The sequence below is a fragment of the Pseudomonas sp. GX19020 genome (assembly GCF_023371075.1).
In the GTDB taxonomy this organism is placed as follows: domain Bacteria; phylum Pseudomonadota; class Alphaproteobacteria; order Rhodobacterales; family Rhodobacteraceae; genus Pseudogemmobacter.
In genome coordinates this window covers 70,471-92,947 of the sequence record NZ_JAMCCR010000016.1, presented here as the reverse complement: position 1 = coordinate 92,947, position 22,477 = coordinate 70,471, and the positions used below count along the sequence as shown (strand labels likewise).

At 60.8% G+C, this 22,477-nt stretch carries 22 protein-coding genes and 1 tRNA gene; 9 read left to right on the top strand and 14 right to left on the bottom strand.

All coding sequences use genetic code 11. The annotated features are described in order from the left end of the window. Positions 1-50: 50 nt before the first annotated feature. Positions 51-2,297 (bottom strand): glycosyltransferase family 61 protein, encoded by a 2,247-nt coding sequence (locus M3484_RS19560; protein ID WP_249498853.1) that lies wholly within the window; start codon positions 2,295-2,297, stop codon positions 51-53. Positions 2,298-2,315: 18 nt separating this feature from the next. Further along, positions 2,316-3,005 (bottom strand): FkbM family methyltransferase, encoded by a 690-nt coding sequence (locus M3484_RS19555; RefSeq protein WP_249498852.1) that lies wholly within the window; start codon positions 3,003-3,005, stop codon positions 2,316-2,318. A 211-nt stretch (positions 3,006-3,216) separates the two neighbouring features. Between M3484_RS19555 and M3484_RS19550 the strand changes: the two genes are divergently transcribed. The 3 genes from M3484_RS19550 (at position 3,217) to M3484_RS19540 (ending at position 6,890) form a co-directional block, all read left to right on the top strand. Beyond that, the gene (locus tag M3484_RS19550; protein WP_249498851.1) at positions 3,217-5,199 is read left to right on the top strand and encodes a bifunctional glycosyltransferase/class I SAM-dependent methyltransferase; all 1,983 of its coding nucleotides are present in this window, start codon (positions 3,217-3,219) and stop codon (positions 5,197-5,199) included. Between the two features lie 159 nt (positions 5,200-5,358). Beyond that, positions 5,359-6,174 (top strand): hypothetical protein, encoded by an 816-nt coding sequence (locus M3484_RS19545; protein WP_249498850.1) that lies wholly within the window; start codon positions 5,359-5,361, stop codon positions 6,172-6,174. Continuing rightward, positions 6,174-6,890 carry an FkbM family methyltransferase gene (locus M3484_RS19540; protein WP_249498849.1) on the top strand — a complete coding sequence of 239 codons (717 nt, stop codon included), beginning with the start codon at positions 6,174-6,176 and terminating at the stop codon, positions 6,888-6,890. Before M3484_RS19545 ends, M3484_RS19540 begins: the two co-directional genes overlap by 1 nt. Here the strand turns inward: M3484_RS19540 and M3484_RS19535 are convergent. The 3 genes from M3484_RS19535 to M3484_RS19525 form a co-directional block, all read right to left on the bottom strand. Beyond that, the gene (locus M3484_RS19535) at positions 6,871-7,026 is read right to left on the bottom strand and encodes a hypothetical protein (protein WP_249498848.1); all 156 of its coding nucleotides are present in this window, start codon (positions 7,024-7,026) and stop codon (positions 6,871-6,873) included. The two genes, M3484_RS19540 and M3484_RS19535, sit on opposite strands and share 20 nt — an antisense overlap. A 226-nt stretch (positions 7,027-7,252) precedes the next feature. Continuing rightward, positions 7,253-8,002 (bottom strand): DEAD/DEAH box helicase, encoded by a 750-nt coding sequence (locus M3484_RS19530; RefSeq protein ID WP_249498847.1) that lies wholly within the window; start codon positions 8,000-8,002, stop codon positions 7,253-7,255. Then, the gene (locus tag M3484_RS19525; protein ID WP_249498846.1) at positions 7,923-9,044 is read right to left on the bottom strand and encodes an endonuclease domain-containing protein; all 1,122 of its coding nucleotides are present in this window, start codon (positions 9,042-9,044) and stop codon (positions 7,923-7,925) included. Before M3484_RS19525 ends, M3484_RS19530 begins: the two co-directional genes overlap by 80 nt. Before the next feature lie 53 nt (positions 9,045-9,097). Here M3484_RS19525 and M3484_RS19520 point away from each other — a divergent pair, with 53 nt between their 5' ends. Next, positions 9,098-9,271 carry a hypothetical protein gene (locus tag M3484_RS19520; protein WP_249498845.1) on the top strand — a complete coding sequence of 58 codons (174 nt, stop codon included), beginning with the start codon at positions 9,098-9,100 and terminating at the stop codon, positions 9,269-9,271. A 52-nt stretch (positions 9,272-9,323) separates the two neighbouring features. After that, positions 9,324-9,617, top strand: a complete 294-nt coding sequence (locus M3484_RS19515; RefSeq protein ID WP_249498844.1) for a tyrosine-type recombinase/integrase — start codon at positions 9,324-9,326, stop codon at positions 9,615-9,617. Between the two features lie 98 nt (positions 9,618-9,715). On the opposite strand, the gene M3484_RS19510 is transcribed toward M3484_RS19515, so the two are convergent. From M3484_RS19510 to M3484_RS19470, 9 genes are all read right to left on the bottom strand, one after another. Continuing rightward, a tRNA-Cys gene (locus tag M3484_RS19510) sits at positions 9,716-9,789 on the bottom strand. 1,657 nt (positions 9,790-11,446) lie between these two features. Next, a complete protein-coding gene (locus tag M3484_RS19505; protein WP_249498843.1) occupies positions 11,447-12,118 on the bottom strand; it encodes a DUF1523 family protein in 672 nt (223 codons plus the stop codon). Positions 12,119-12,122: 4 nt separating this feature from the next. Further along, positions 12,123-12,392 (bottom strand): hypothetical protein, encoded by a 270-nt coding sequence (locus M3484_RS19500; protein WP_249498842.1) that lies wholly within the window; start codon positions 12,390-12,392, stop codon positions 12,123-12,125. A 139-nt stretch (positions 12,393-12,531) separates the two neighbouring features. Next, complete coding sequence (locus tag M3484_RS19495) at positions 12,532-13,938, bottom strand: DUF6638 family protein (protein ID WP_249498841.1); 1,407 nt, start codon at positions 13,936-13,938, stop codon at positions 12,532-12,534. Continuing rightward, complete coding sequence (locus M3484_RS19490) at positions 13,935-14,291, bottom strand: hypothetical protein (protein WP_249498840.1); 357 nt, start codon at positions 14,289-14,291, stop codon at positions 13,935-13,937. Before M3484_RS19490 ends, M3484_RS19495 begins: the two co-directional genes overlap by 4 nt. Then, complete coding sequence (locus M3484_RS19485) at positions 14,291-16,219, bottom strand: AAA family ATPase (RefSeq protein WP_249498839.1); 1,929 nt, start codon at positions 16,217-16,219, stop codon at positions 14,291-14,293. Before M3484_RS19485 ends, M3484_RS19490 begins: the two co-directional genes overlap by 1 nt. 145 nt (positions 16,220-16,364) lie before the next feature. Further along, a complete protein-coding gene (locus M3484_RS19480; protein WP_249498838.1) occupies positions 16,365-17,489 on the bottom strand; it encodes a hypothetical protein in 1,125 nt (374 codons plus the stop codon). Continuing rightward, on the bottom strand, positions 17,482-17,754 hold the full coding sequence (locus M3484_RS19475) for a hypothetical protein (protein WP_249498837.1): 273 nt from the start codon (positions 17,752-17,754) through the stop codon (positions 17,482-17,484). Before M3484_RS19475 ends, M3484_RS19480 begins: the two co-directional genes overlap by 8 nt. Further along, complete coding sequence (locus M3484_RS19470) at positions 17,751-18,821, bottom strand: hypothetical protein (RefSeq protein ID WP_171909459.1); 1,071 nt, start codon at positions 18,819-18,821, stop codon at positions 17,751-17,753. Before M3484_RS19470 ends, M3484_RS19475 begins: the two co-directional genes overlap by 4 nt. Before the next feature lie 416 nt (positions 18,822-19,237). On the opposite strand from M3484_RS19470, the gene M3484_RS19465 reads away from it, so the two are divergent. From M3484_RS19465 to M3484_RS19450, 4 genes are all read left to right on the top strand, one after another. Beyond that, on the top strand, positions 19,238-20,125 hold the full coding sequence (locus M3484_RS19465) for a LysR family transcriptional regulator (RefSeq protein ID WP_092896077.1): 888 nt from the start codon (positions 19,238-19,240) through the stop codon (positions 20,123-20,125). 128 nt (positions 20,126-20,253) lie between these two features. Continuing rightward, positions 20,254-20,721, top strand: coding sequence for a formate dehydrogenase subunit gamma (locus tag M3484_RS19460; RefSeq protein WP_249498836.1), 468 nt, complete (start codon positions 20,254-20,256; stop codon positions 20,719-20,721). After that, on the top strand, positions 20,718-22,256 hold the full coding sequence (locus M3484_RS19455) for a formate dehydrogenase beta subunit (RefSeq protein WP_249498878.1): 1,539 nt from the start codon (positions 20,718-20,720) through the stop codon (positions 22,254-22,256). The genes M3484_RS19460 and M3484_RS19455 overlap by 4 nt, the downstream gene beginning before the upstream one ends. Further along, positions 22,253-22,477 carry a DUF4287 domain-containing protein gene (locus tag M3484_RS19450; RefSeq protein WP_249498835.1) on the top strand — a complete coding sequence of 75 codons (225 nt, stop codon included), beginning with the start codon at positions 22,253-22,255 and terminating at the stop codon, positions 22,475-22,477. The genes M3484_RS19455 and M3484_RS19450 overlap by 4 nt, the downstream gene beginning before the upstream one ends.

The following is a 22,477-nucleotide window of genomic DNA, read 5'->3' as shown; positions in this document are numbered from 1 at the left end:
GATCACTCGCCTCCCCTTATTTCATGGCCTGGCGGGGCCGCGAAATGGGATCAGTCTTCTTCATCCCCATGTTTTTCACCGCGCATCAGCGGACGCAAGGAATCGCCGCGATGGTCCTGGAAGGGCGCAAGCATGGCACGGACTTCGTCCTGCGTCGGCAGTTCGGGGCGGAAATCAACAGGCAGGTAGCCCAGATCCCTGAGCCGGTCGAACAACGCCACGAAATCAACCTCGCCGACCGAACGGAAATCGGCCCGTTTTGCATCTCCCGCCACCCAGTCATTGACGATCACATTGATAACATCGGGCGTCAGCCCAGCGAAATTGCGAAATTGCAGGTCGTAATCGGGGGCGTTGAGGATCAGGGCGGAGGAGCGGCGCAGGATCATCCCCACCCGTCCCCCCTTTTGCATCACATAGGCAGCCAGATGCAGCGCCGATCCGTCCAGAGCCACAATCGTCTTCGCGGCCTTATACCGCGCGATCTGCACTTCGAGCGGATGGCGCTCGGGGTGGAAGATCTCGAACCCGGCGCGGGCAAGGTTTTCCTCAATCACCGTTTCACCGAGGATCCCGCCCTTGTTCGCTCGCAACTGTGCCCGCGAGACGTAGAGCTTTTCGCCGCCCTCAGCCACCGCCGCCGCGCTCAGGCGACTTTGCATGAAATCACGATATGCGGGCGAGCCGGCATAGCGTTCAAGCCAGCCGAACCCAAGCTCGGGAACGATCAGCCGCTCCACCCGCAGCACCTCGCCAAAGGTGCGCACGGGAAGGTCGATGCCAAGAAGCCGGAAGAACGGCGCGTGACCCCTGATCACCTTTTCAATCGCCTCCACATCGCCGCGATAGGGCAGATAGAGGATGCTTTCGGGCGTCTCGCCCAGATGATCCAGCGCCCAGAGCCGCGCGGTGGATTCCACAAGGAAATGCCCGAAATGGCCACGAAAATGGCCGCCGTAAAGATGGGTGCCCGGCAGATCGCGGATCTCGTCCTGATCTGACAACACCGGCGCCGGAGTGGATTTACGCGCCCGGATCCAGGCTTCAGAGAGGTCGCACCAGCTTCCGTCGGCATGCAGCACACCGGAAGCCAACGGCGTATCATGTTCACGCTCAGGCAGGATCAGCGCGTTGGACAGCATCCGGATCTCGCCGGTAAAGGGCGGACGCAGATCAGGATGAGAGACGTTCAGGCTCGTATCACTGCCGTTCTTCCAGGCCCGGAGCCTGCGCGCGGCCGTCTTTTTCTCGCGACGGGCCCGGCGTTCCTCGCGGCTTTCCGCCGGCTCGCCCCGGGCAATGCGTTCCAGCTTCCAGGCCAGTTTGCGCAGATCGCGCCGTTCCGGGTGGATTGCAAACAGCCGGCGGGCGGCACGCGCCGTCAGCGCAGCATGGCCAAGCGCCTCGCCCTTGCGCAAAAGCGCGTTCTGCCAGGCGTCGATCTCGCGCCGTTGCCGCATATGACGGTTCACCGCAGTGCGGTCCATCTCGCCCAGCACCAGCCCGGCAATCAGATCATTCAACATCTCGGACTGGCGGAATTCACGCAACATGCGATGGCCCGCGAAATTGAAATGGACCCGTTCGATATTGTCGCCCTTAAGCCGGTTGGCATGCAGCCGGTCGGTGCGGTTGAACGGGTCATAGATCAGCCAGATCCGCGCCGCCGGCGCCAGCGAGTCCGCTGCATCGCGCAAAGGCAGATCCTGCCAGTCGCAGTGGCGGGTCGGGCCGGGATAGCGGTCTTCAAACGGGGCAAGATCAGGGGCGAGTGTCGACTGCGGTGAAAAGGCCACCACCTCGACGCCGGGCACCAGCGCTGACAATGCCAGCGCGGCAAAGGCGCCCATCGACGTTCCGATAAATACAACCCTGCGGAAACGCCTGAAAAAACCAGCCTCATGCAGCTGGGTGAGCAGCTTTTGTGCATCGGCATTGCGATACCAGTCGCGCTCACCCGCCAAAAGGCCCAGGATCGGGACATTGATCTTCAGCGCACGGCCCAACAGCCAGGGTTGATGCGGTTCATGCGCATGGATTGACGTCACGTTGTCGAATGTGACCATCAGCACATCGGAATGACCACCGGGCGCGGCCTCGTTATACCAGGCATCAACGCGCCCGCCTTGCAGAAAGAAACTGCCACCCGCCATAGCCGCCGCAATCGAAGGCGCCGGGTCAGGACGCGGCAGAAAGGCCGCGCGGGCACGCTTTTTCGCAGGTTTGCGCTTTACCACCGCCCCGGCCGGACCGCTTTCGTCCAGCTTGTCCGGATCACCCTTGTCTGTCAGGTCCATCTCAGCAGTCATCAACGTTCAGCCCCGGCGCCAGACATGAACGCGCGATGCACTGTGATCCTCGTCAAAGCTCAGCCCGGCAGCGCGCAAATGCTTGCGGCATTCCTGCATTCCTTCGCGGCCGTATATAGCCTTATGCATTTCAAGAACGATGGTATTCACCGCCGAAAGATCGGCATGGCGCAGGAAATCCAGCTCGCCCCCCTCGATATCCATCATGATCGTGTCATGGGGGTATTCTTTGGTCAGATCACTGTAGCGCAGCACCGGCACCTCGACCGCGCGGGTCTTTTTGCCCGGCAGTTCCGTCAGCGAAGAGCCGAGGAAATTCCCCGCCACGTTGAAGGTGACTGTCCCCGGCGCATCGGGCGCGCTCAAGACCACGGCATGGCGCACCGAGATCAGATCCTGCAACCCGTTATGCGCGTAAAGACGGTTGATATGGGGCAGCAGGCCCGGATTGGCCTCGATGGACAGGATCGAAACCGGCGCACAGTTCTTTGCCAGAACCGCGCCGACAACCCCTGCCCCCGCCCCCAACTCAAGGATCCGTGCACCTTTCGGGATCACCGCGAGACCACATTCGATTTCCTGGCGCTCATAACGGAGGTTGTTCATCGCCGCGATCATACTCGGCCCGAAAATGGGCGCATCGGGCACTTCGACACCGTGACAGGTTGCGACGATGGTAAGGGTTGCCTCGGTCATTCTTTCACTGCCCGTGTTCTTGTTACTGCACTCTGCCCGATGTTACGGCCAAGACTATGGCGGCAGTTGGGCGCAATCCATACGAAACCTGGCGATTGTTCTGCAATCCGGCAAAGCCCGTTCGTAAGACAGGTCGAAATTTCTCAGCTTTCCCGCCTTACCGCTGCCCGGAATGTCAGGCTAAACAGGCTCAGACTGCAGGAGAGCTATGATGAGCGAGGCAAAAACCGGGACCGGTCCGGAGGCAAAAGGCGGCAAGGGTCCGGCGAAAAAACCTGCAGCAAAGCCCGCTGCGGGCAAGGCGCAACCGGGCAGGACCCGGGCCGCCAAAGCCGCCCCCGCCCCGGACGTGCGTCCGGGCCTGCCCCGGGGTGCCTCGGAAATATTCGCGACCGTCCCCTTCACACTGAAGCGCCATGCCAGCCCGCATGGCCAGGTCACCGCCGTCTCGATGATGAAGGATGAGGGGCCCTATGTGATCGAATGGGTGGCGCATCACCTTGCCGTCGGCTTCTCGGATCTGGTCGTCTATACCAATGATTGTTCCGACGGCACCGATGACATGCTGATCCGCCTGGAGGAACTCGGGCTTGCCCATCATCGCCGGAATGACATTCCCGAAGGCATCCGCCCGCAGCCCTCGGCGCTGAATTATGCCCAGGACGAGCCGGTTGTGGGCCTTTCCGACTGGGTGATGGTGTTTGATGCCGATGAATTTCTCTCGATCCGCTACGGGGATGGCACGCTGGATGATCTGATCGCCGCCGCCAAAGCCCAGGACGCCAACGGGATCGTGGTGACCTGGCGCATCTTCGGCTCGGGCGGCGTGGTCGACTGGTCCACCGCCCCTGTATCCGAGCAATATCTGCTGGCCGCGCCGCAGGACTGGAACAAGGGCTGGGGGGTCAAGACGCTTTTCAAATTCGATCCGGAAAACTGGAAGCTTGGCATCCATCGCCCGAAGATGAAGACAAAAGCCATCAAGGCCGGGTTCGCCGATGAGGTGAAGTGGCTGAATGGCTCGGGCCGCGAGATGGAGGATTATTTCAAGTTCCGCGGCTGGCGTTCAATCACCAGGACGGTCGGTTATGACTGGGTGCAGCTGAACCATTACGCGGTGAAATCGGTCGACTCTTACGCGATCCGCAAGCTGCGCGGCAATGTCAACAATAAGAAAGATAAGTATAATTCCGATTACTGGTCGCTCCAGGACCGCAACGAGGTCAGGGATGACACCATGCTGCGCTACACGGCGCGGCGCGATGAGATCATCCTCGAATTGCTGAAAGATCCGGTGCTGGCGCGACTGCACGAGGCGGCGCTGGCACGCGTCGATCAGCGGCTGGCGGAGATCCGGGGGACTGAGGCCTATACCGCTCTGGTCGCCGATCTGGCGCGTGCGGGCCAGGTGCCGATCCAGGAAATCGTCGCCAAACCGCCCCAGGCGCGCGACCCGGAAAAGATCGCCGCGCTGATGAGCGATATCGAAAAGACACGCAACGAGGCGGCCCGCGAAAAGCGCAGATCCGCGCCGCGCGAGGCGGTTGAGGCGCTGCCTTCGGGCGCGTATCTCAGCCAGCCGCGCGCCAATCCGGGTGATGCGGGGGATTGGGTGGCGAACCATGGCGTGCTGCTGCCGCTTGATCCTGGTGTATTTTCGCCCCCCGGCCTTGCGCTGATCGCAAAAGGGAAATTCGATCGCGGCCTTGCCAGGCGCCTGCCGCAACTCCTTCCCAGAGACGCGAGAGTGACAGAGATCGGCGCCGGGATCGGGTTTCTCGCCGCGCATCTCGCGGCCCTGCGCCCCGATCTGCATCTGAGCGTGAGCGAGGGTGAGCCGGAGCTGCGCCGTGTGCTGGATCTGGTCTGGGCGCAAAACGGGCGCCGCCAGGGGGAAAGGCTGCGCCTCCTGGAAGATGGCCCCCTGACTGAGATGATCACCAGGACCGCACCGGAGGCGCTTTTGCTCGCCGATCCGCGCATAACGCCCGATGGCCTGGCCGATATTCTCGCCCGCGTCAGCCCGGCACAGATCTTTCTCTATGGCCGTCTGATCGAAGCCGGCCGCGACCGGCTTGAAGAATATGCCAGGGTGATGGAGGCCGATTATATCGCCGCCCCCGGCTTTGATGCCGGGCTGACAATGTTCCGCATCGCGAAAAACCCGGCCGGCGGCCCCCCTGTCCCGGTCTGAGAAGGAAAATCACCTTCCCGCCACCATTGCGCCACAGGAAAACCCTCGCCGCGTGATGTGGATCGGGAATAATCCAGCCAGGATCCGGGCAGGACTCTGTTGGGGGGATGCGGCAATACTGTATCCTGAATTGAAACAATAACGGTTGAGGTTCCGCCCTTGTCGACTCCAGTACGCCGCCCCGTCGCCTCTCTCTGGATTGGCCCGCGCCTGCATTACCTGAACCAGCTTTGTCTCCTGAGCCATCTGCGCCACGGCCATCCGACCACGCTTTATTGCACGGAAGAAGTCTCGAATGTCCCTGAAGGGGTCGAGGTCCGCCCCGCGACCGAGATCATGGATATCGACATGTCCATCGTCGCGCAGACCTCGGAGAGCTTTCTGTCGAACGTCTTCCGCTACAAGATGATCCAGAAAACCGACGCGGTCTGGATCGACTGCGACGCCTATTGCCACAAGCCTTTCCCCGACGAGATGCAGAATATCTATGCCGGCCATGGTTTCCGCGGCGCGCTGAATTGCGGCGTGGTTTATATTCCGAAAGATGGCGAGCTGATCCACCAGCTGCTCGACTATTACGACAACCTGCCCGAGGCGCCGGCCTGGTTCAACAAACAGCAGCGCAAACGGATCGAGAAACAGGACAGCGCCCTGCCCCAGGCCGTGCGCATCTATAACGCGGAACGCACCGCCTTTGGCCCCCAGGCCTTTACATATTTCGCCCAACAGACCGGCGATTATGAAAAGGCGCTCAGCCCGGATGTGCTCTACCCGGTGCCCTTCCAGCTGAATGACGTCTTTTACGACCCCTATGGTCGGGTCGAGGGGCATTTCACCGATAAGACGCTCTCGGTGCATCTCTATACCAATGGCACCAGACCCTGGTGGCGCAAGAACGTGCCGCTCGCGAATTCCTATGCCGCGCGGATGTGCGAAGAGATCGGTGTCGATCCGTCAAAGGCGCTGGAGGAGTAATGGCCGCGCGCAGGAAAGCCGCGCCGCCTGAGGTCGTGCCTGTCGCCGAAGAGCGCGCGCCGAAGTCAAAGGCCGAACAGCGGGCCGAGTTGATGATCCGCCGCCAGAAGCGGAATATGCGCAAGGCCTGGGCCGAGGGCTATCTGACCGGCATCTGCGCCATGCTGCGGCCGGGCGATCTGGCGGTGGATTGTGGCGCCAATATGGGCGTGGTGACGGAACAGCTTGCCGCCACCGGCGCCGATGTGATCGCCTTTGAACCCGATCCGGATTGCTTTGCGGCGCTGCAGCAAAAATTCGGTGCCACCGCGAATGTCACGCTGATCAATGCCGCTGTCGGCACCAGCGCCGGCACCGTCCGTCTGATGCGCGCCGGGAATTTCGACGCCAATCCGGTGGGGGCCTCAGTGAAAAACACCATCCTCGATGGCGGGCGCGGCATTGATGAAGGAAATTCCGTCGAGGTACAGCTGATCGACTTCCCCGCCTTCCTGCGCGACAAGGGGCAGATCTGCTTCCTCAAGCTCGATATCGAGGGTGCAGAGCTGGAAATCCTTGAGACCATGGAGCACGATGGTCTTTTCGCCCGGGTCAAAAGCCTCGTGGCCGAGACGCATGAGCGCAAATTCCCCGAACTGCGCCAGAGATTTCGCGACCTGCGCCGGCGCGTGGCAGAGGCATATCCACCAACCCATGTCAATCTCGACTGGATCTGAGTGTCGCCGTGACCCGGGCAAACCAGACGTGGATGTCTTCGGCATCGAGGTAGTCGCTGGAAACCTGTTCAACTTTGGCAGGGATGCGCAGGTCATCTCGCTGCCATGACACTGCCCCTTCGATCAAGCGCAGCATTCTGGCGGGCCTCACTCAGGCGCTCCAGCCAGCTCTCAAAGCTCAGATCCGCTGCAACTTGCCCGTCCATGCTGGCGCTGGTGCCGGGACACAGATCGTCAATATCGATGCCGAGATCACGCCAGCTTTTCGTCTCCGGCCTGCTGCTCGACCGGCAGCCCCAATGCAGGTTTCCCGGCCCCGCCTCCCATGGCAGATCGTGACCGATAGGCTTGTGCCCCTTCACCTAATAGCGCTTCCCGTCGCGCGCGTCGCACATCAACGTGTTGCGGCTGTCCAGGGTGGCGGTCCAGACCACGGCTGCCAGAATGTCCGAATTGGCCTCGTAAACCGTTTCCTTTGCGGCCTCTGCCACGGCCTGAGAAGCCGACCGGACACGATCACGCAGCTGCGCCGGCATGTCGCTGTCGATATTGACGACACGTCCCGTAAAACCGGCGGCTTCCAGTTCCGCACAGTGATCACGGCCCAGGGCCTTGATCGGCACAACCGTAATCGTAGTGCCCGATTTAAGAAGCGCGGGAACCTGAAAACAGAGAGACTTACCTCCGCCCGTCGGCATCAGACCCAATGACTTTTGGCCCGAGATGGCATTGAGAATTAGGGCTTCCTGCCCCGGACGAAACTCATCATGCCCGAAGATGCGGCGGCAAAGTTCTGCCAGGTCGGCGGTGGCGGGCGGGGCAGGAGCAACGGCTTCCTCCTTCACTGCAAGATAAGAGACCCCAAGCTCTTGCAGGCGGGTCACCGTCGGGGGCTGTTTTGCATCCATGGAAAAAGGAAGCTGCTGCACACTGGCAGTATTTATGCTGATCCCGCCGGTTCTGCCGGTTTCGTCATCTGCGCGAGAAAACAGACGAAGATTGAATGTGAACCCATCGGGTGCAAGCACCAGTTTAGGTGCTTTGAATGTGGAATGGGACAGCCGTGCGAACAGACCGAACCAGTCGAATAGTTCCTCGATTGCGATCGTCACCCAGTCCACGCCAGACCGCGCAGCGAAATCCTGCGATATGTTCAAGCGCCACTCGGCTGCTTCCGGATCCAGCTGACGGTGGGAAATGGCGACAATGACAGAGAGCTGCAGTCAGATCAAATCGAATGGATGGTGCCGAATACTTCCGGCCGACTGTAAAAACCCGATATCGGCGCAATTCTGCGCTCTCCTCGCACCGCTGCCGGAGTTTTGCGAAGAAGGCGCGAAATGTCTGGTTCTCGGCGCGCAGGTCCGATGTCGCCAGACGGAGTGTCGTAATACCACAACGCTCCAGATGGCGATCGCGGGCTTGATCCTTCCATGCCTCCCTAGGCTCTCGATGTGGTCCGCCATCAATTTCAATGACCAAATCCGCCTGCGGAAGATAGAAGTCCACCTGCTCTTCATTGGGGGCGGACACCAGCTTTCCCGGCGCTCCCAAACACCTGAAGACGGGATACTCGGGTATGATAAGCTGTTGGATGAAGGCCCAATCAGGTAACTGGATCGGCAGGAGTGCCTCAAAGAATTCCAATGCCGGATTATAGCCGTCGGGCGCCCCGCGAATGCTTTGGCGCCAGTCACGGGCAGCGCCATTTACCAGCACGAGAGGTTCAGAAAAAAGCGCAGACCACTCTGATGAGTGCTTGCGTTCGTCAGAAACAAGTAAGCTTCGCAGCTTTGGCGAGGGCCGGGTCGGCGCTCCGCGCGTCAGGATGGCGAACGTGTTTGCGACATAGCCAGCAACAGGCTCAGGAGAGCCCTGAAGCCCGGTCAGATCGAATAGCATGTCCCCGGCAAAGTAACCGGCACAGATAGCAGGCAAATTTCTGGCCTCAAAGCGATGTCTCAACAGTAGAGCACTACCGCCTGAAACTGTGCAGAAAAAAGCCAGAAGCGTGGCACTTTCTTGCCCCACCGATGGCTTCAGAACCTGGCGCGCTATGAGGTAGCCGATCTGCCTTGCGGCACCAGGCGCATATACCCCTTCGATACTGCGGCGGAAGAGCGCGCCATGATATGTTCCGGTAATCCTCCCCATGGTTAAGGGGCTGCATAAGCTTGTATTATCGGATGGAGGATCGGATGTGTGAAGTGAAGCCCATTATCCGCCCGAGCGAGCGGATGGCCGTGATGAAGGAAATGGTCGCCATGGGCTGCAAGGTCAAATGGGACACAAACACGGGACTGATGGAGATAGATCCGCCCGCACCCGCGACCGTTGGCGGCACTCCTGATGCCTATGACATGGTGGATTTCAGCCGTTGAAACGCGCCCAGCCCGCCCATGTCTACCTTTCACGCCGCACTTTCGCGCGGTCATGGCTACGACAGACAAGATCGGCGTCACGATCTGCGCCTGGGGGCGCGGCAAGCCAACCAGCTATCGCGGCGCCGCCGATCTGATCACGGCCGTACGCCGGGAGATCGGGGCCGAGGCATTCGATATTCACGGTCTGCGCTATTCAGCGGCGGCAGAACTGGCGGCGGTCGGATGTAGCGACGAACTCATTGCAGCTGTGACCGGCCACGCCACGGGCGCGATGGTGAGGAAATATGCCGGAGCTGCTCGGCAAAAGGTCCGCGCCATTGGAGCTCAGAAGCTGCGAAAATGAGCCTCAGAACAGAACGCGTCCAGAACAGGAATGTTGCCACGGATGTTGCCAGATTTCTCAATCTGCATCTGGCGTCTAGCTAAGTGATTGAAAATATTTGGAGGCGGGTACCGGAATCGAACCGGTCTTCACGGATTTGCAATCCGCTGCGTAACCTCTCCGCCAACCCGCCGTTGTCCAGATTGATCAATCGTTTAGACGACCATTGAAAAATCCGCAAGGCCCGCTCTCAACAATGTTCTCAACATTCCCGGTCTGGCCCTGTTCTGTTCTTGAGCCAACAAGCTCCCGGTTGCCCGTGGAGATCAATCCGCGCTGAGCCGGGAACGGGTGAGCGTACAGCCAGTGCGCGATGAGAGCATATAGTGAACAATGATGAGGCCAATTCCCTGGTCGTCCATGCCCACTCATCTGACCCCCTGCCCGAAAGCACCCAACTGACCTGTGGCGGGTGCGGACGATCAGGCAAATCAAGCCGCGCGCGCTATGTCGCGTCGGCAGGCGCCGGGGACGCGCCATCTGTGCTGACTGAGTTTGCCCATGCCGCCGGCTGCGCGGTCAAGCTCAGGCAGCACTTATGGGTATGGAGCGACCACTGCGGAATGGTATCTGACCTGTCGCCACGAAAGCGGGATCAGACCTGGCGCTTTGCCTCAACAGGGCTGTCAGCCAGGCCATGTTCACCACCGCCCGGTCATCCGGCGAGACCGCCAGTGCCGCCGCATGTTCAGCCCGCGCCACCCGCGATCCATCGCAGAGTACGCCGTCTTTTGGCGTCGGGCGGAAGCACACTGAGAGCAGAGCGTCGCAAATGAGGGTCGTCGAAAACCTCAGCATCGGCCTTGTCCATCTGTTGGTCAGCGCTGGCGCGCGGCGGGACAACAGGTCAGTGCCTTTCACATCTGCCAGCCGCCGCGTCGGGCAGGCTGATCTCCAATGGCGTCATCTTGCTTATTCTCCTGTTTTCCGCAGCGTCATCACATCTCTCAGGGAACCAGATCGCTGTCTGCTGGTTTTCCCCGTGACAACCGATGGACCACATCGGATCGTCGTTTTCCCTGTTGGACTTGCGGGGCGCTCAGGGAATGGGGCGCCCCGTTTCTTTGATGCTTCCTGACGCCTCCTTGGCCTGACACGTGGCGCGGGGGAAAGACGGATAAGCACCTGCCGCAGGTGACCGGCAGCGGCGCGACCTCTGCTACACAGATCGGCCCAACACGTGGCTTCTTTGCCCCGGCGGCTTTGCGCCTGGGCTGTCGCGTCGGAACGCCGCTGGCCGGTGCCGCCAGCGTCAGTTCAGAATTCAGAAACGGCCCTCGTAAGCGCCAGGCCAGAGCCTCCAGACGGCCACTGGCTGCGAGCTCGAGTCGTGCGGGCAAGGTCAGGGAAAATTCTGCAATGGAGTGCTTCTTCTCGACGCGGAAAACCGAATGCAAAGCCCGAGACGTCTATCGTGCCCGTAACGAAGCCTGTGCAGAAGGCTTCGCTTATCCGCCAACTGCCCACCTGGTTCGCTGCCCAGCAACGAGCGGTCCGACAGAACCTCTCAGAAGTAAAATCGGCGATATTCGACATCGACACTGCGGCTGACGCCAATACTGAAGTCGTCCGCACCAAACGCCGGGTGACCAGTTCCACCTGATCCGCCCGCTGGCCTCGACCCCGCTGGTGCTCCTCTATGTGGCAGTTGATCTCAGCACCGCCAATCTCGGCATGGCGCGGATCGCGGTTGAAGGCGTCGAAGACCGGATCTGACAGCCCCCCCCATATCGCCCGGGCTCCGGCGTCAAACCGGGCTCCGGGCGGGACCACGGAAAGCCCGCAGCCCGTCAGCGCCGCGGCTTAGATTTCCAGCTGTCGAGCCAGGCGCGCAGCCTGCCCCAGATGCCCTTGGCCCCCGCCCGCATGTCATCAACTCCGGCATCGACACGGTCGAAAGCCTGTTCGGCCCTGACCATGGCCGGGTCGATCATCCGCTCGCGAAACTGCATCCACATGCGGCGAAGCATGAACAAAAGGAAGGCCAGCACCAGAAGGATCACGATCGAGACCCAGGGGATCACGGTCACATCCGGACCCGCGACCCGCTTGGCCGAAACCGCATTGGGGAAGATGGTAAAGAATTTGTTGCGCCAGCCGTAATGCGTGACCTCGACCCAGATCGGGTCGGCGGGGGTCGAGACCAGATCCTTTGCCCGCGTCTGCAGCCCGAAACTGTCGATCTTGAAATAGGGCGGCCAGCCCCAGCCGGTATCCTCGTTGCGATATTCCATCGGGCTGCCACCAGGCGTCACGGCATTGATAAAGAACACATCGCGCGAGGTGGAGTTGGTCATGCCGACCTCTGCCCGGCTCCAGAACAGGGAGTTTTCGCCAATATCAACGCGGCGGTTCTCGGTACCGACAATGCGCACAATGTCATGTTGCGGCAAATTGTAATGCAGGAAGCTGCCCACCAGAAGAATGACAGCCAGCCAGAGGGTCCATTTGACGTAGCGCATAGGGTCAGAACCAGTTCACATAAAAGAAGATCGCGTTAAAGGCGACCATGGGCAGGATATAGATAAGCCATAAGAGCCGCCGTTTCAGCCCCCTTTGATAGGCCTGCATCCCGCGCTCGATAAAGGCGGTGCGGTCGCCTTCCAGGGCGCGCGCGTCCCAGTGCTTTTCAAGCTTCTCGCGGCGGACTGAGCGGGAATAGACCGATGCGAGAAAATAGGCGATCGTCAGGCCGATCAGCATGAAGAAAGCAAGTCTGATCCAGCCGATGATCATAGGGGGTCCCGGTCTCCGTTCTGCATCCTGCGCCTCCCCCTCTGGCCAAATGCTCCGGCTTCGTGATCCGGCGCGGCACCCCTGCTCCTGTGACCCGGCGCCCTCGTCTGCCTTCCCGGCCTGCAGTCTGGCGCCCACCTCAGGAGAGGGCTCTGCCCCATGGTCCCGCGGGTCTGCGGCTCCCCTGCAATCCGGTACCTGTACCGCTCGGCGTCCCTGATCCCATCCCGGTTCTCATCTCGGGTCGCGCAAGCTCGTCCATTTTCGGCTCTGGTCCGAACAATGTCTCACGCGCGCCCTCCTTGTCGACCATATATTCACGTTCGAGAAAATCGACCACATATTGCCGCTTTACCTCGGACCAGCCGCGATATTCCTCATAAAACCGCTCTTTATGGGTGATGAAGAGCTGGCGGATATCCAGCACGGAAAGCTCTGAGAGAAGCATATTGACCAGATCGCGATCCGGGCCGGGTCGGGCGCGGATCGTGTAGAAATAGGCCGGATGTTCGCTGGAAATGCGGGGCCAGGGTCCGGCCGCTTCCACCCAGGACAGCATGGCGGCAAGACCGAGGAATTCCTCGGGCAGCGCCTCGCCCAGACGATAAGCCAGCTTGCGCAATTCGGTCCGCCGCGCCGTTCCGACCTCAAGCCCCAGCTGATCGGCAATGCTGATCAGGATGAAATCCATCTTCTGCCGGAGGATCGCCCCTGCCCCGGCGCCGCCCGGTCCACCACTGCGCGACTGCACTACAGGTTCGACCAGCTGATTGCGTTCCAGCCAGTCGGCAATGTGGTTGCGATGGCTGAAATCCATCACCTGCGCGATGGGCAGGGTGCCGAACTCCATCATCGGACGGCGGGTGATGGCGGCGGGAAACTTCAGCCCCTGAAAGATATAGATGCCGCCAAACAGGGCCGACCAGAAATCGGGCTGCTCAAAGGTCATCGCCGGCAAATTGATCGGCACCCGCGTCACATCGCCGGTGCGCGCGGCCAGCGCGATCATCTCTGCGATCAGCGCCTCGTCGCGCCAGCCATCGGGCTCGGCCCGAAACCGCTCGATCAGGGTCGTGAGTTTTTCAGCATCGGCGACATGACCGCCGATCGTATCGGCCTCGACCGTAACGCGGCGCATCCGGAACAATTGTTCGGGCTTTTCGACCGAAAAGACCGATCCCTGCAATTCACCCGCCACGACATCGCGAGCGGTAAGGGCAAAAAGCTGAGCCTCATTGGCCTCGATGAATTGCACAAGAATGCCGCGCGAGGTCGAGAAGCGGATATTCAGCAAAGGCGCAGATTTCTGCGCTGTAGTCAGCAGGATGAATTGTCGGTTTGCCCCATTCGGGTTGAGATACCACGGATCATTGAATTCATCCCCGATCTCGGGCGAGAAACCCGACAGGTCGATATGGAATTCTGTCAGGCTTGTTTCGCGCCCGATCAATGCCTTCAGCGCACGGTTATAGCGGGCCACAAGCTGGGGCGAGGAAACCTCGATCAGGTTTCCATACATCAGCCCTTTTTCGATGAGACGCTTCATGATTGGCGCCCCTCAGCCGGGCGCCTTTTGTTCGCAACCGTGCAGATGACGAGGCCGGAGATAATGCCAAGAACAATTCCGGAAACGATGGCTGGTCCACCGATCCCCACCGGACCTTCCGGCCCGGAGCTGCCCATCGCAAACAGCATCAGCATGACAAAAAACCAGGCCGGGGCCGCTGCCGTTGCCGTTGCCGTCATAAATACACCGAGAACATATCCCCCGACCCGCATCCCGCCTCGCATCCCCGGCAAAGCCCGCAAGACCATAAAGGTCAAAGCCAGCCAGATCAAAGCGATGATCGCCCAGATCACCATGCTTTCGAATTCACCTGAATAGGCCTGTCCCTCCATCAGCTCTTGCTCTCAAGATAACGCCGCTTCGCCTCTTCCTGGCGCGCGAAGTCGCGCATCATGTTCTGCACCGCGACTTCATCCGAATTATCGGCATAGCGGAATTCGCTGTCGGCATAGCGGTTGATTTCCTGCACCACCATATCAACCGTGATCGGGGTCATAAGCTCCCGTATCATCTGCATCTTTTCATCATATGACCTGAAGAGGAAGCGATCCGGCTCCTCCATCCATTCATCCGGCAATTCGAAATCCATTGCACGGACCTTGACAGCATCAGTGATGTTTTTGATGGCGCGCCCGGTGAACCGCTCATCCGCCATCTGGATCGCCTTCAGATAGGCGCCGATTTTCGCAATCGTATCAAGTGGCCCAAGCTTTGCGCCGACATCTTCCCATACCTTCACCAGACCCACCTCATATGGGCGGGAATGGCCAGCAAAACTGGCCTGCACTGCCTTTTTGATTTCCTGAGCCGCAAAAAGATCATGCTCTCCCAAAGGAATGGAATGGTTCTTCCCCAGAAGCAGCGACAGAATATCGATATAATCTTCGCGTGTTTGCGGCCCATCAACCAGAAACCGCGCCCCGGCCCTTTGCCGCAGCGCGTCATCGACATTCTCCGGATAGTTCGAGAACATGCCAAAAGTGCAATTCCCACGCACCACTGTTCCGGATCCGGCAAAGGCACCCATGAAAACAGCGGTCACCTCCTGCTGACCGGCGCTTGACTGCCGGTCACCGCGTTTCCCCGCGACCTGATCTATATCGTCAATCGTGCCAAATCCAATTGCCGAAGGATCAAGAATGGTTTCGACAAAGGATTTCGCGTTCTGACCTGATTTCCCCTGATAGGAGTCTATCTGATCAATCGAGAAATTCTGATAGCGGAACGGATATCCCGCAATCTGGCAGTAATCATTCAAAAGCCCTGCCATCATCTGGATCAGCGTGGTCTTCCCGGTGCCGGGCTTGCCATCTCCCATGAAGGTGAAAATAAACCCGCCCAGTTCCGCAAAGGGATTCAACCGGCGCTCAAAATCATAGGCCATCAGCATCTTTGCCAGACGGAGGCTCTGATATTTCGCGATGTGATTGCCAACCACCTCATGTGGCTTTTTAAACGCCATGGTGGTCTGACCGCCCTTTGCCGCCCGCGCGGGACGGAACCCGGCAATCAGCAACCCATCAGCTTCGACCTTCCAGGACCCGCCGGAAAAGGCGGCAAGGCGCGGCGCCGTCTCGGCCCGGAGCGCCACTTTCTGCATCAGAGCTTCTGCAAAAGCCGAAATCACCGCGACAAGTCGAAGATCATCTGTGGCCAGGACAGCAATGTCCTGATCCAGCTCCCACAGCGCCCCCTGCAGCGCGAGCGGCGCATTGTCGGTCAGCACCTCTTCGACCTCGCCGATTTCGACGGTCTGGCTGCCGAGATGCGGCGCGATCAGAAACGCTGTCGCATTGGCGAATGTATAAAGCACCGCAAGCGCCTCGGCCTGAAGCAATTCACCAAATTCCGCGCGCCGCGCCTCGGAAAGACGGCCTTCGAGATTGGCACGCTTCAGCTCCGCCAGCCCCGATTGCGCCGCATAGGTCTCGCCCATAGCCAAAGCAATCGCCAGAGACCGCCGGAGCATATTCAGCGCTGCCGCCTGGCCCGGAGAGAGCAGCCCGTCAGAAAGCGCCTCGATCCGATCGAGGATCCGCACGCCCCCCGGCCGCACCGCCGGACGGGCCGCCATCCCCGGCACTGTCGAGCGAAATCGCGGCCGCGCGCCCACTCCCGGCGAGCGCTCAGATGCCGGCGCCGCCTCCTGTGGCTTTGCCAGCCTCGGCGCATGATCGAACCCGGAAACAAGCCCGAGCGCCGCCTCATATTGGCCCCGGATCGCCTCTTCTTTCAGTTCCATCGTATCGCGCGCAACCATCTCTTACCTTCCTGCCGGAACCCCCGGCTTCAACCGCTCATGCCTCCGGCGGGGATATTTAAGGACAGATGAAAAAGCGTCTTTCATCTGTCTCTCAATATCCCGGGGGAGTCCGCGCCGCAGGCGCGGGCGGGGGCAGCGCCCCCTAGCCCGGGATCAGCCTGCCCCCGGCGCCCACCACGAATTTCCGGATTCCCCGCAGGCCCGGCGGGTCCTGTTCGACCAGCACCTGATAGGGGCGCTCCGGCAGCACGATCATCCGTTCTGTCACCGTCGTCCCCGTATCGGCCCCGATCACCGGCGCGAGACGCCAGATCTGCCCGGGCCGCGTCGAGAACCAGCCATCTTTCACCAGCTCCTCACGATCCGAGATCAGATCTTCCAGCGTCCAGACCAGCGCCCAATCCTCGCCTTCCAAGGCGCGCGCATCTTCCAGCACATGCGAGATCGGGCCCGATTGCAGTGTGAAGCCCGAGGAATACATCGGCCCCAGCGTGATGCGGCGCAGGCGTTTTGGACAGGCGTCCTCGAAATCCTTGTCAAAGCCGGTGGCCATGGTCACCAGCTTCAGCCCGCCCACGCTCTGCGCCAGCAGCTTTTGCTGGATCCCGGGCCAGCGCCAGGCGTCTTCGGGCAGCGGGCGGCGGCCGGTATCCTCCATCTCCAGCAGATAGACCACCGGCAGGTTCAGCCCGGAATCCCAGACCGCCCAATGGATCAGATAGCGGCGGCGGTCGCCGTTTTGCCCCAGCCATTGCGCTTCCGGATCATTCCTCGCGTGAAACAATCCGCCCGCCCGCACCGCCTCATAGTAAAGCCGCTGGCTCAGCGCGAACTGGAGCTGTACCGGCACTTTGCGCTCGCCCAGGATGGTGCGGATCATGCGGTCGCGCAGCTCTGCAGCCGAGGCCATGCCCGAGAGATGACGTTCGGCCTGTTGGGCATCGACGGCCATCATCATGAGTTCCTGCACCACCGGAAACCCGCTTTCATGGCGGTCGATGGTCAGGCGCGGCGCACCTTCGGCAAGGCCTGACATCAGGTATTTATGGCTGAGCGCGCTGAACGTGCCGATCACCCCGTTCAGATAGGCGGCCAGTATCCGTGTCTCGACCCGGCTGAAGCGGCCTTCTTTCTCGAATTCCGCCGCGATCCTGGCCAGATAGCCGCCGATCCTGCCGAATTTTGCGAAATAGCGCCGTGCCTGGGCGGTATCGTAGATTTCGGCGTGATCGCTGACCAGCGCTTCCCTGACGCTGTTATCAGCCATTCGCGCCTCCATCCTCTCCCCCGGCTGGCCCTCCCGGCGCAGGCCCCGAAACATCGCCGCCGCCCATCAGCACAACCAGCACCGCAACAAGCGCGAGGACACTGCCGGCCCCCAGCACAAAAAGGCCGCTTTCGCCGATATACCATTCGGCCCGGGTCATGTCGTAATGGTCGAGAACCGCGCCCAGCCCGATCATAACGATCCCAAGCGCGATCAATGCCAGTCCTGCCGGGAAGACCCGGCCAGGCAGCCGGATCCCCCTCATCCGCCGTAGCTGCTTTTGTCGTGCTTCTCGACAATCGCAGCAAAGCGACGGGCGAAGCGTTCATCCGCCTTGGCTTTTTCCTCAAGGATCTTGCGGGCGAAGACCATATTGCCCTCATGCGCCTCAAGCATATCGGCCATTTTCGCATTGGTGGCCGAGCCGATGGCCGCCATGGCCGCCTGGGCTTCCTGATCGGTCTTGACCCCGATCTCATTGATGCGGTGCGCGACATCCTGCTGCTGCGCGGTTTTCAGGGACGAAGTCAGCGCGTCATAAAGCACCACGCGCTGGCGGGTATCAGTCTGCAGCTTGTTGATCAGCACCAGCTGGGTCGCGGCCTGGTTGGTCAGGCTGTCGACCCAGGTCTTGCCCTTTTCGATATAGCGCTCCAGCGTCTGGCTGCGGGCAAGCTTGACCTGTTCATCCTGGATCAGCGCATTGTGTTTCGCATTCAGCCCGGCGAGCTCGGTCTCAAGCCGGGTCCGCGCCGCTGCATCCATCTCGACCGCGATCCGGTTTTCCAGCTCGATCAGCCCCGGATCCATCGCGGCCACTTCACGGCGCACCGCTTCAAGTTCAGCAACAGTGGTTTCGCGATCGGTCAGGGTCGCGGCAAGATTGGTCTCGACCTTCGCCTTCTGCCCGTTCAGAAGCTCCAGCTGACCCTGCAGCAGCTTTACGATCACGTCCGATTTCGAGATCAGATCCTGCAGCTTGTCGTCGATGGTGGCCGAGCGCAGCCGCTCCTGGCGCAGGCTTTCCGATTTTCCCGAGGAAAAGATGCCAACAAAGCTTTCCCAGCCGGTCTTGGTCCGCATTTCGTCGAAATCTTTCGAGAAAGCGGCGGTCACATCGTCAAGCCCCATGATCAGCTCGGCGATATTGGCGTTCATCACATCGGTATGTTTGTGCACATCTTCCAGCGTGGCATTTTCCACATCAATCTCGATGCCCTGATCGGCCTTGATCCGTGCGCTTTCAATCACCGATGTGATCGCGGTGATCTTGTCCTGGGCCACCCGGACCTGTTTTTCACTCTCAAGGATCTGAGCTTCAAAATTCGACAATCTGCCCTCCATCAAACAACCGGATCACTCTGCCCCCGACGCCGGGGCCGTCGCGCGAATGCTACGCGTCCGGGCCCGGTTGCGGAAGCAGAAAACAATTAAGACAAGCCAGCTTTCGCTCGTCTGCGACAGGTCGGAATACCCCACCTGTACGGGCTTCCGGGCTGAGAGACCGGATGACACAGCCGGGGCAATGGCGGCCGCCCGCGGCTCACTGAAAATAATGAGGCGCCTGGCCATGCCTGGTGCTTCCGGCAGGGCGGGCGGCAGGGCCATTGGCGCGGCCTTGCGTTTTGGCGATGTTCAGGGTTCTGTATATAGTTGCGTGTGACAGGGCATATGCAGGTCTGCAGGCAGATCCCATTGCCGTAACCGCATGAAAAATTAGCAAATAATAATAGTGGCCGGAAACCGGAATGATCGACAAGCTGCAGATGTTCATCGCATTGGCGAAAGAACGGCATTTCGGGCGCGCGGCCGAGGCTTGCGGCGTCACCCAGCCCTCGCTGTCTTCTGCGATCCGCCAGCTGGAAGAGACGCTCGGGGTGCAGCTTGTGCATCGCGGTTCGCGCTTTCAGGGGCTGACGCCCGAAGGCAAACGCGTGCTGGAACGCGCGGTGCAGATCGTCGGCGATGTGCGTGCGTTGCGCGATGAAATGCGCGTGGCGCGCTCGGGCCTTTCGGGGCATCTGCGGATCGGGGTGATCCCGACGGCACTGCCGATGGTGGCAGAACTGACCCGCCCTTTCCTTACCCGTCACCCCAATGTCACCCTTTCGGTGCTGTCGAGAACATCGACCGAGATCCTGACCGGTATCGAGAGCCTCGATCTGGATGCCGGCATCACCTATCTCGACAATGAGCCGCTGGGGCGCGTGACCCAGGCGCCGCTTTATCCGGAATTCTACAGGTTCATCTGCACGCCGGGGTCGGACATGGCGGGGCGCGACCGCATCTCCTGGTCCGAGGCCGCGACGCAGCCGCTTTGCCTGCTGACCCAGGACATGCAGAACCGCCGCATTGTCGACCAGAATCTCGCGGCGGCCGGGGGGCTGCGCACGCCAGGCGTCGAAAGCAATTCCTCGATCGTGCTGGTGAGCCATGTGCTGACGGGCAACTGGTGCTCCATCGTCTCGAAACGCCTGGCCGATATCTTTGCCGGCGGCGGCCAGATCGTCACCGTGCCGCTGGTCGAACCCGAAGTCGAACATATGGTCGGCCTGATCTGTGCGCGGCGCGATCCACAAACGCCCGTCATCGCAGCGCTGATTGACGAGGCGCAGAAGTACCGCGCACGGCGCTGAGATCCGAAAGGCAAAACCAACCAAATCTCTCGAGATTTGATAGGAAAATCCTATCGCACAACGGGCAATATGAATTGATTGACCTATCATAAGGTTTACAAATCAACGGGCCAGCGAAAGGCCCGCATATGCTTGATTCTGTAGACATCGCCGCCCGTGTAGAAGAGATCCTCGCCGCCCATTCGGGCACCGAGGGCGCGCTTTTGCCCATTCTGCATTCGGTGCAGGAAAGCTTTGGTTACGTGCCGGAGGAGGTGCTGCCGCAGATCGCGCGGCACCAGAATATCTCTAAGGCCGAAGCCTATGGCGTGATGACATTTTATCATGATTTCAGGGCCAAACCCGCCGGAAGCCATGTGCTGAAGCTGTGTCGTGCCGAAAGCTGCCAGACCATGGGTGCGGACCGTGTGGCGGCCCATGCGAAAGAGACACTGGGCCTCGACTGGCATGAGACGACACCCGACGGAAAGATCACGCTGGAGCCGATCTTCTGCCTTGGCCTTTGCGCCTGCGGCCCGTCGGCGCTGGTCGACGGCAAAGTGGTTGGCCGCCTGACCGAGGCGAAACTTGACGCTATCGTGAAGGGTATGCGCTGATGAGGATCTGGATCCCCCGCGACGCAAGCGCAAAAGCGCTTGGAGCTGAAGAGGTTGTATCGGCCGTTAAGGCCGAGGCGGCGCGCCGTGGTGTTGAGGTGACGATCACCCGCAACGGATCACGCGGCATGGTCTGGCTGGAACCCCTGGTCGAGGTGGAAACGCCTGAAGGCCGCGTGGCCTTTGGCCCGATGACGCCGGAAGACGTGGCGCAGATTTTCGACGGTGGCGCGCTGGCGCTTGGCCTGACCGAAGACCTGCCCTGGCTCAAGGCGCAGACCCGTCTGACTTTCGCGCGCTGCGGCATCATCGATCCCGTTTCGCTGGATGAATATCGGGCCCATGGCGGCCTCAAAGGCCTGACCCGGGCGCTGGCAATGACCGGCGCCGAAGTTGTTCAGGAAGTGCTGAATTCCGGCCTGCGCGGTCGGGGCGGCGCGGGCTTCCCCACCGGCATCAAATGGAAAACCGTACATGATGCGCCCATAAAGCCGGAACTGGGCGAGAAGAAATACATCGTCACCAATGCCGACGAAGGCGACTCCGGCACCTTCGCCGACCGCATGATCATGGAAGGCGACCCCTTCACCCTGATCGAAGGCATGATCATTGCCGGGATCGCGGTCGGCGCCACCAAGGGCTTTATCTATTCCCGCTCGGAATATCCGGACGCGAATGAGGTGATGGCGGCTGCCATCGCGGTGGGCCGCGTCGAGGGGCTCCTGGGGCAGAACGTGCTCGGCTCGGGCAAGGTGTTCGAGCTGGAACTGCGCGTCGGCGCCGGCGCCTATGTCTGCGGCGAAGAGACCGCCCTGCTGAACAGCCTTGAGGGCAAGCGCGGCACGGTGCGCGCCAAGCCGCCGCTGCCGGCCCTGCAGGGGTTCATGGGCCGCCCGACGGTGGTGAACAACGTCATTTCGCTCGCCTCGGTGCCGGTAATCCTGGCGGAAGGCGCCGAGCATTATGCAAGCTTCGGCATCGGCCGCTCGAAAGGCACGATCCCGCTGCAGATCGCGGGCAATGTGAAACATGGCGGCCTTTTTGAAATCGCCTTTGGTCTGACGCTCGACAGGATCGTCAATGAGATCGGCGGCGGCACGGCGTCCGGTCGCCCGGTCAAGGCGGTGCAGGTTGGCGGCCCGCTGGGCGCCTGGATCCCGGTCAGCCAGTTCGACACGCCTTTCGGCTATGAGGAATATGCCGGCCAGAATGCACTGATCGGCCATGCCGGTCTGACGGTTGCCGATGACACCGCCGATATGATGGCGATGGCGCGTTTCGCGATGGAATTCTGCGCGATTGAAAGCTGCGGCAAATGCACGCCCTGCCGGATCGGTGCGGTGCGCGGCGTCGAGACGCTTGACCGCATCGCGCGCGGAGACGCAGCGGCGATCCCGCTGCTGACGGATCTGTGCGAGACGATGAAATCCGGCTCGCTCTGCGCGCTTGGCGGCTTTACCCCCTACCCGGTGATGTCGGCGCTGACGCATTTCCCGGATGATTTCACGGGCGCCGCCCGCGAGGCCGCCGAATGACCAACGCCCCGATCAGCGGACAGGTTAAGGGGCCCACCTCTTACTTTCCCTCGATCGAGGCGAAATATGGCCAGCCAATACAACATTGGCTGGACCTCATTGCGACACAAACCGGCCAGCCCCATATGAAGATTGTCGGGTGGCTGAAAGAAAACCACGGTCTTGGCCACGGCCACGCCAATGCGCTTGTTGCTCATGCGCTGAGCCAGAAGGACATATGA

Excerpts from the sequence above, each read along its gene's own strand:
- M3484_RS19560 (WP_249498853.1), bottom strand. The coding sequence starts at position 2,297 with ATGGACCTGACAGACAAGGGTGATCCGGACAAGCTGGACGAAAGCGGT.
- M3484_RS19555 (WP_249498852.1), bottom strand. The coding sequence starts at position 3,005 with ATGACCGAGGCAACCCTTACCATCGTCGCAACCTGTCACGGTGTCGAA.
- M3484_RS19550 (WP_249498851.1), top strand. The coding sequence starts at position 3,217 with ATGAGCGAGGCAAAAACCGGGACCGGTCCGGAGGCAAAAGGCGGCAAG.
- M3484_RS19540 (WP_249498849.1), top strand. The coding sequence starts at position 6,174 with ATGGCCGCGCGCAGGAAAGCCGCGCCGCCTGAGGTCGTGCCTGTCGCC.
- M3484_RS19535 (WP_249498848.1), bottom strand. The coding sequence starts at position 7,026 with ATGCTGCGCTTGATCGAAGGGGCAGTGTCATGGCAGCGAGATGACCTG.
- M3484_RS19525 (WP_249498846.1), bottom strand. The coding sequence starts at position 9,044 with ATGGGGAGGATTACCGGAACATATCATGGCGCGCTCTTCCGCCGCAGT.
- M3484_RS19515 (WP_249498844.1), top strand. The coding sequence starts at position 9,324 with ATGGCTACGACAGACAAGATCGGCGTCACGATCTGCGCCTGGGGGCGC.
- M3484_RS19505 (WP_249498843.1), bottom strand. The coding sequence starts at position 12,118 with ATGCGCTACGTCAAATGGACCCTCTGGCTGGCTGTCATTCTTCTGGTG.
- M3484_RS19500 (WP_249498842.1), bottom strand. The coding sequence starts at position 12,392 with ATGATCATCGGCTGGATCAGACTTGCTTTCTTCATGCTGATCGGCCTG.
- M3484_RS19495 (WP_249498841.1), bottom strand. The coding sequence starts at position 13,938 with ATGAAGCGTCTCATCGAAAAAGGGCTGATGTATGGAAACCTGATCGAG.
- M3484_RS19490 (WP_249498840.1), bottom strand. The coding sequence starts at position 14,291 with ATGGAGGGACAGGCCTATTCAGGTGAATTCGAAAGCATGGTGATCTGG.
- M3484_RS19485 (WP_249498839.1), bottom strand. The coding sequence starts at position 16,219 with ATGGTTGCGCGCGATACGATGGAACTGAAAGAAGAGGCGATCCGGGGC.
- M3484_RS19480 (WP_249498838.1), bottom strand. The coding sequence starts at position 17,489 with ATGGCTGATAACAGCGTCAGGGAAGCGCTGGTCAGCGATCACGCCGAA.
- M3484_RS19475 (WP_249498837.1), bottom strand. The coding sequence starts at position 17,754 with ATGAGGGGGATCCGGCTGCCTGGCCGGGTCTTCCCGGCAGGACTGGCA.
- M3484_RS19465 (WP_092896077.1), top strand. The coding sequence starts at position 19,238 with ATGATCGACAAGCTGCAGATGTTCATCGCATTGGCGAAAGAACGGCAT.
- M3484_RS19460 (WP_249498836.1), top strand. The coding sequence starts at position 20,254 with ATGCTTGATTCTGTAGACATCGCCGCCCGTGTAGAAGAGATCCTCGCC.
- M3484_RS19450 (WP_249498835.1), top strand. The coding sequence starts at position 22,253 with ATGACCAACGCCCCGATCAGCGGACAGGTTAAGGGGCCCACCTCTTAC.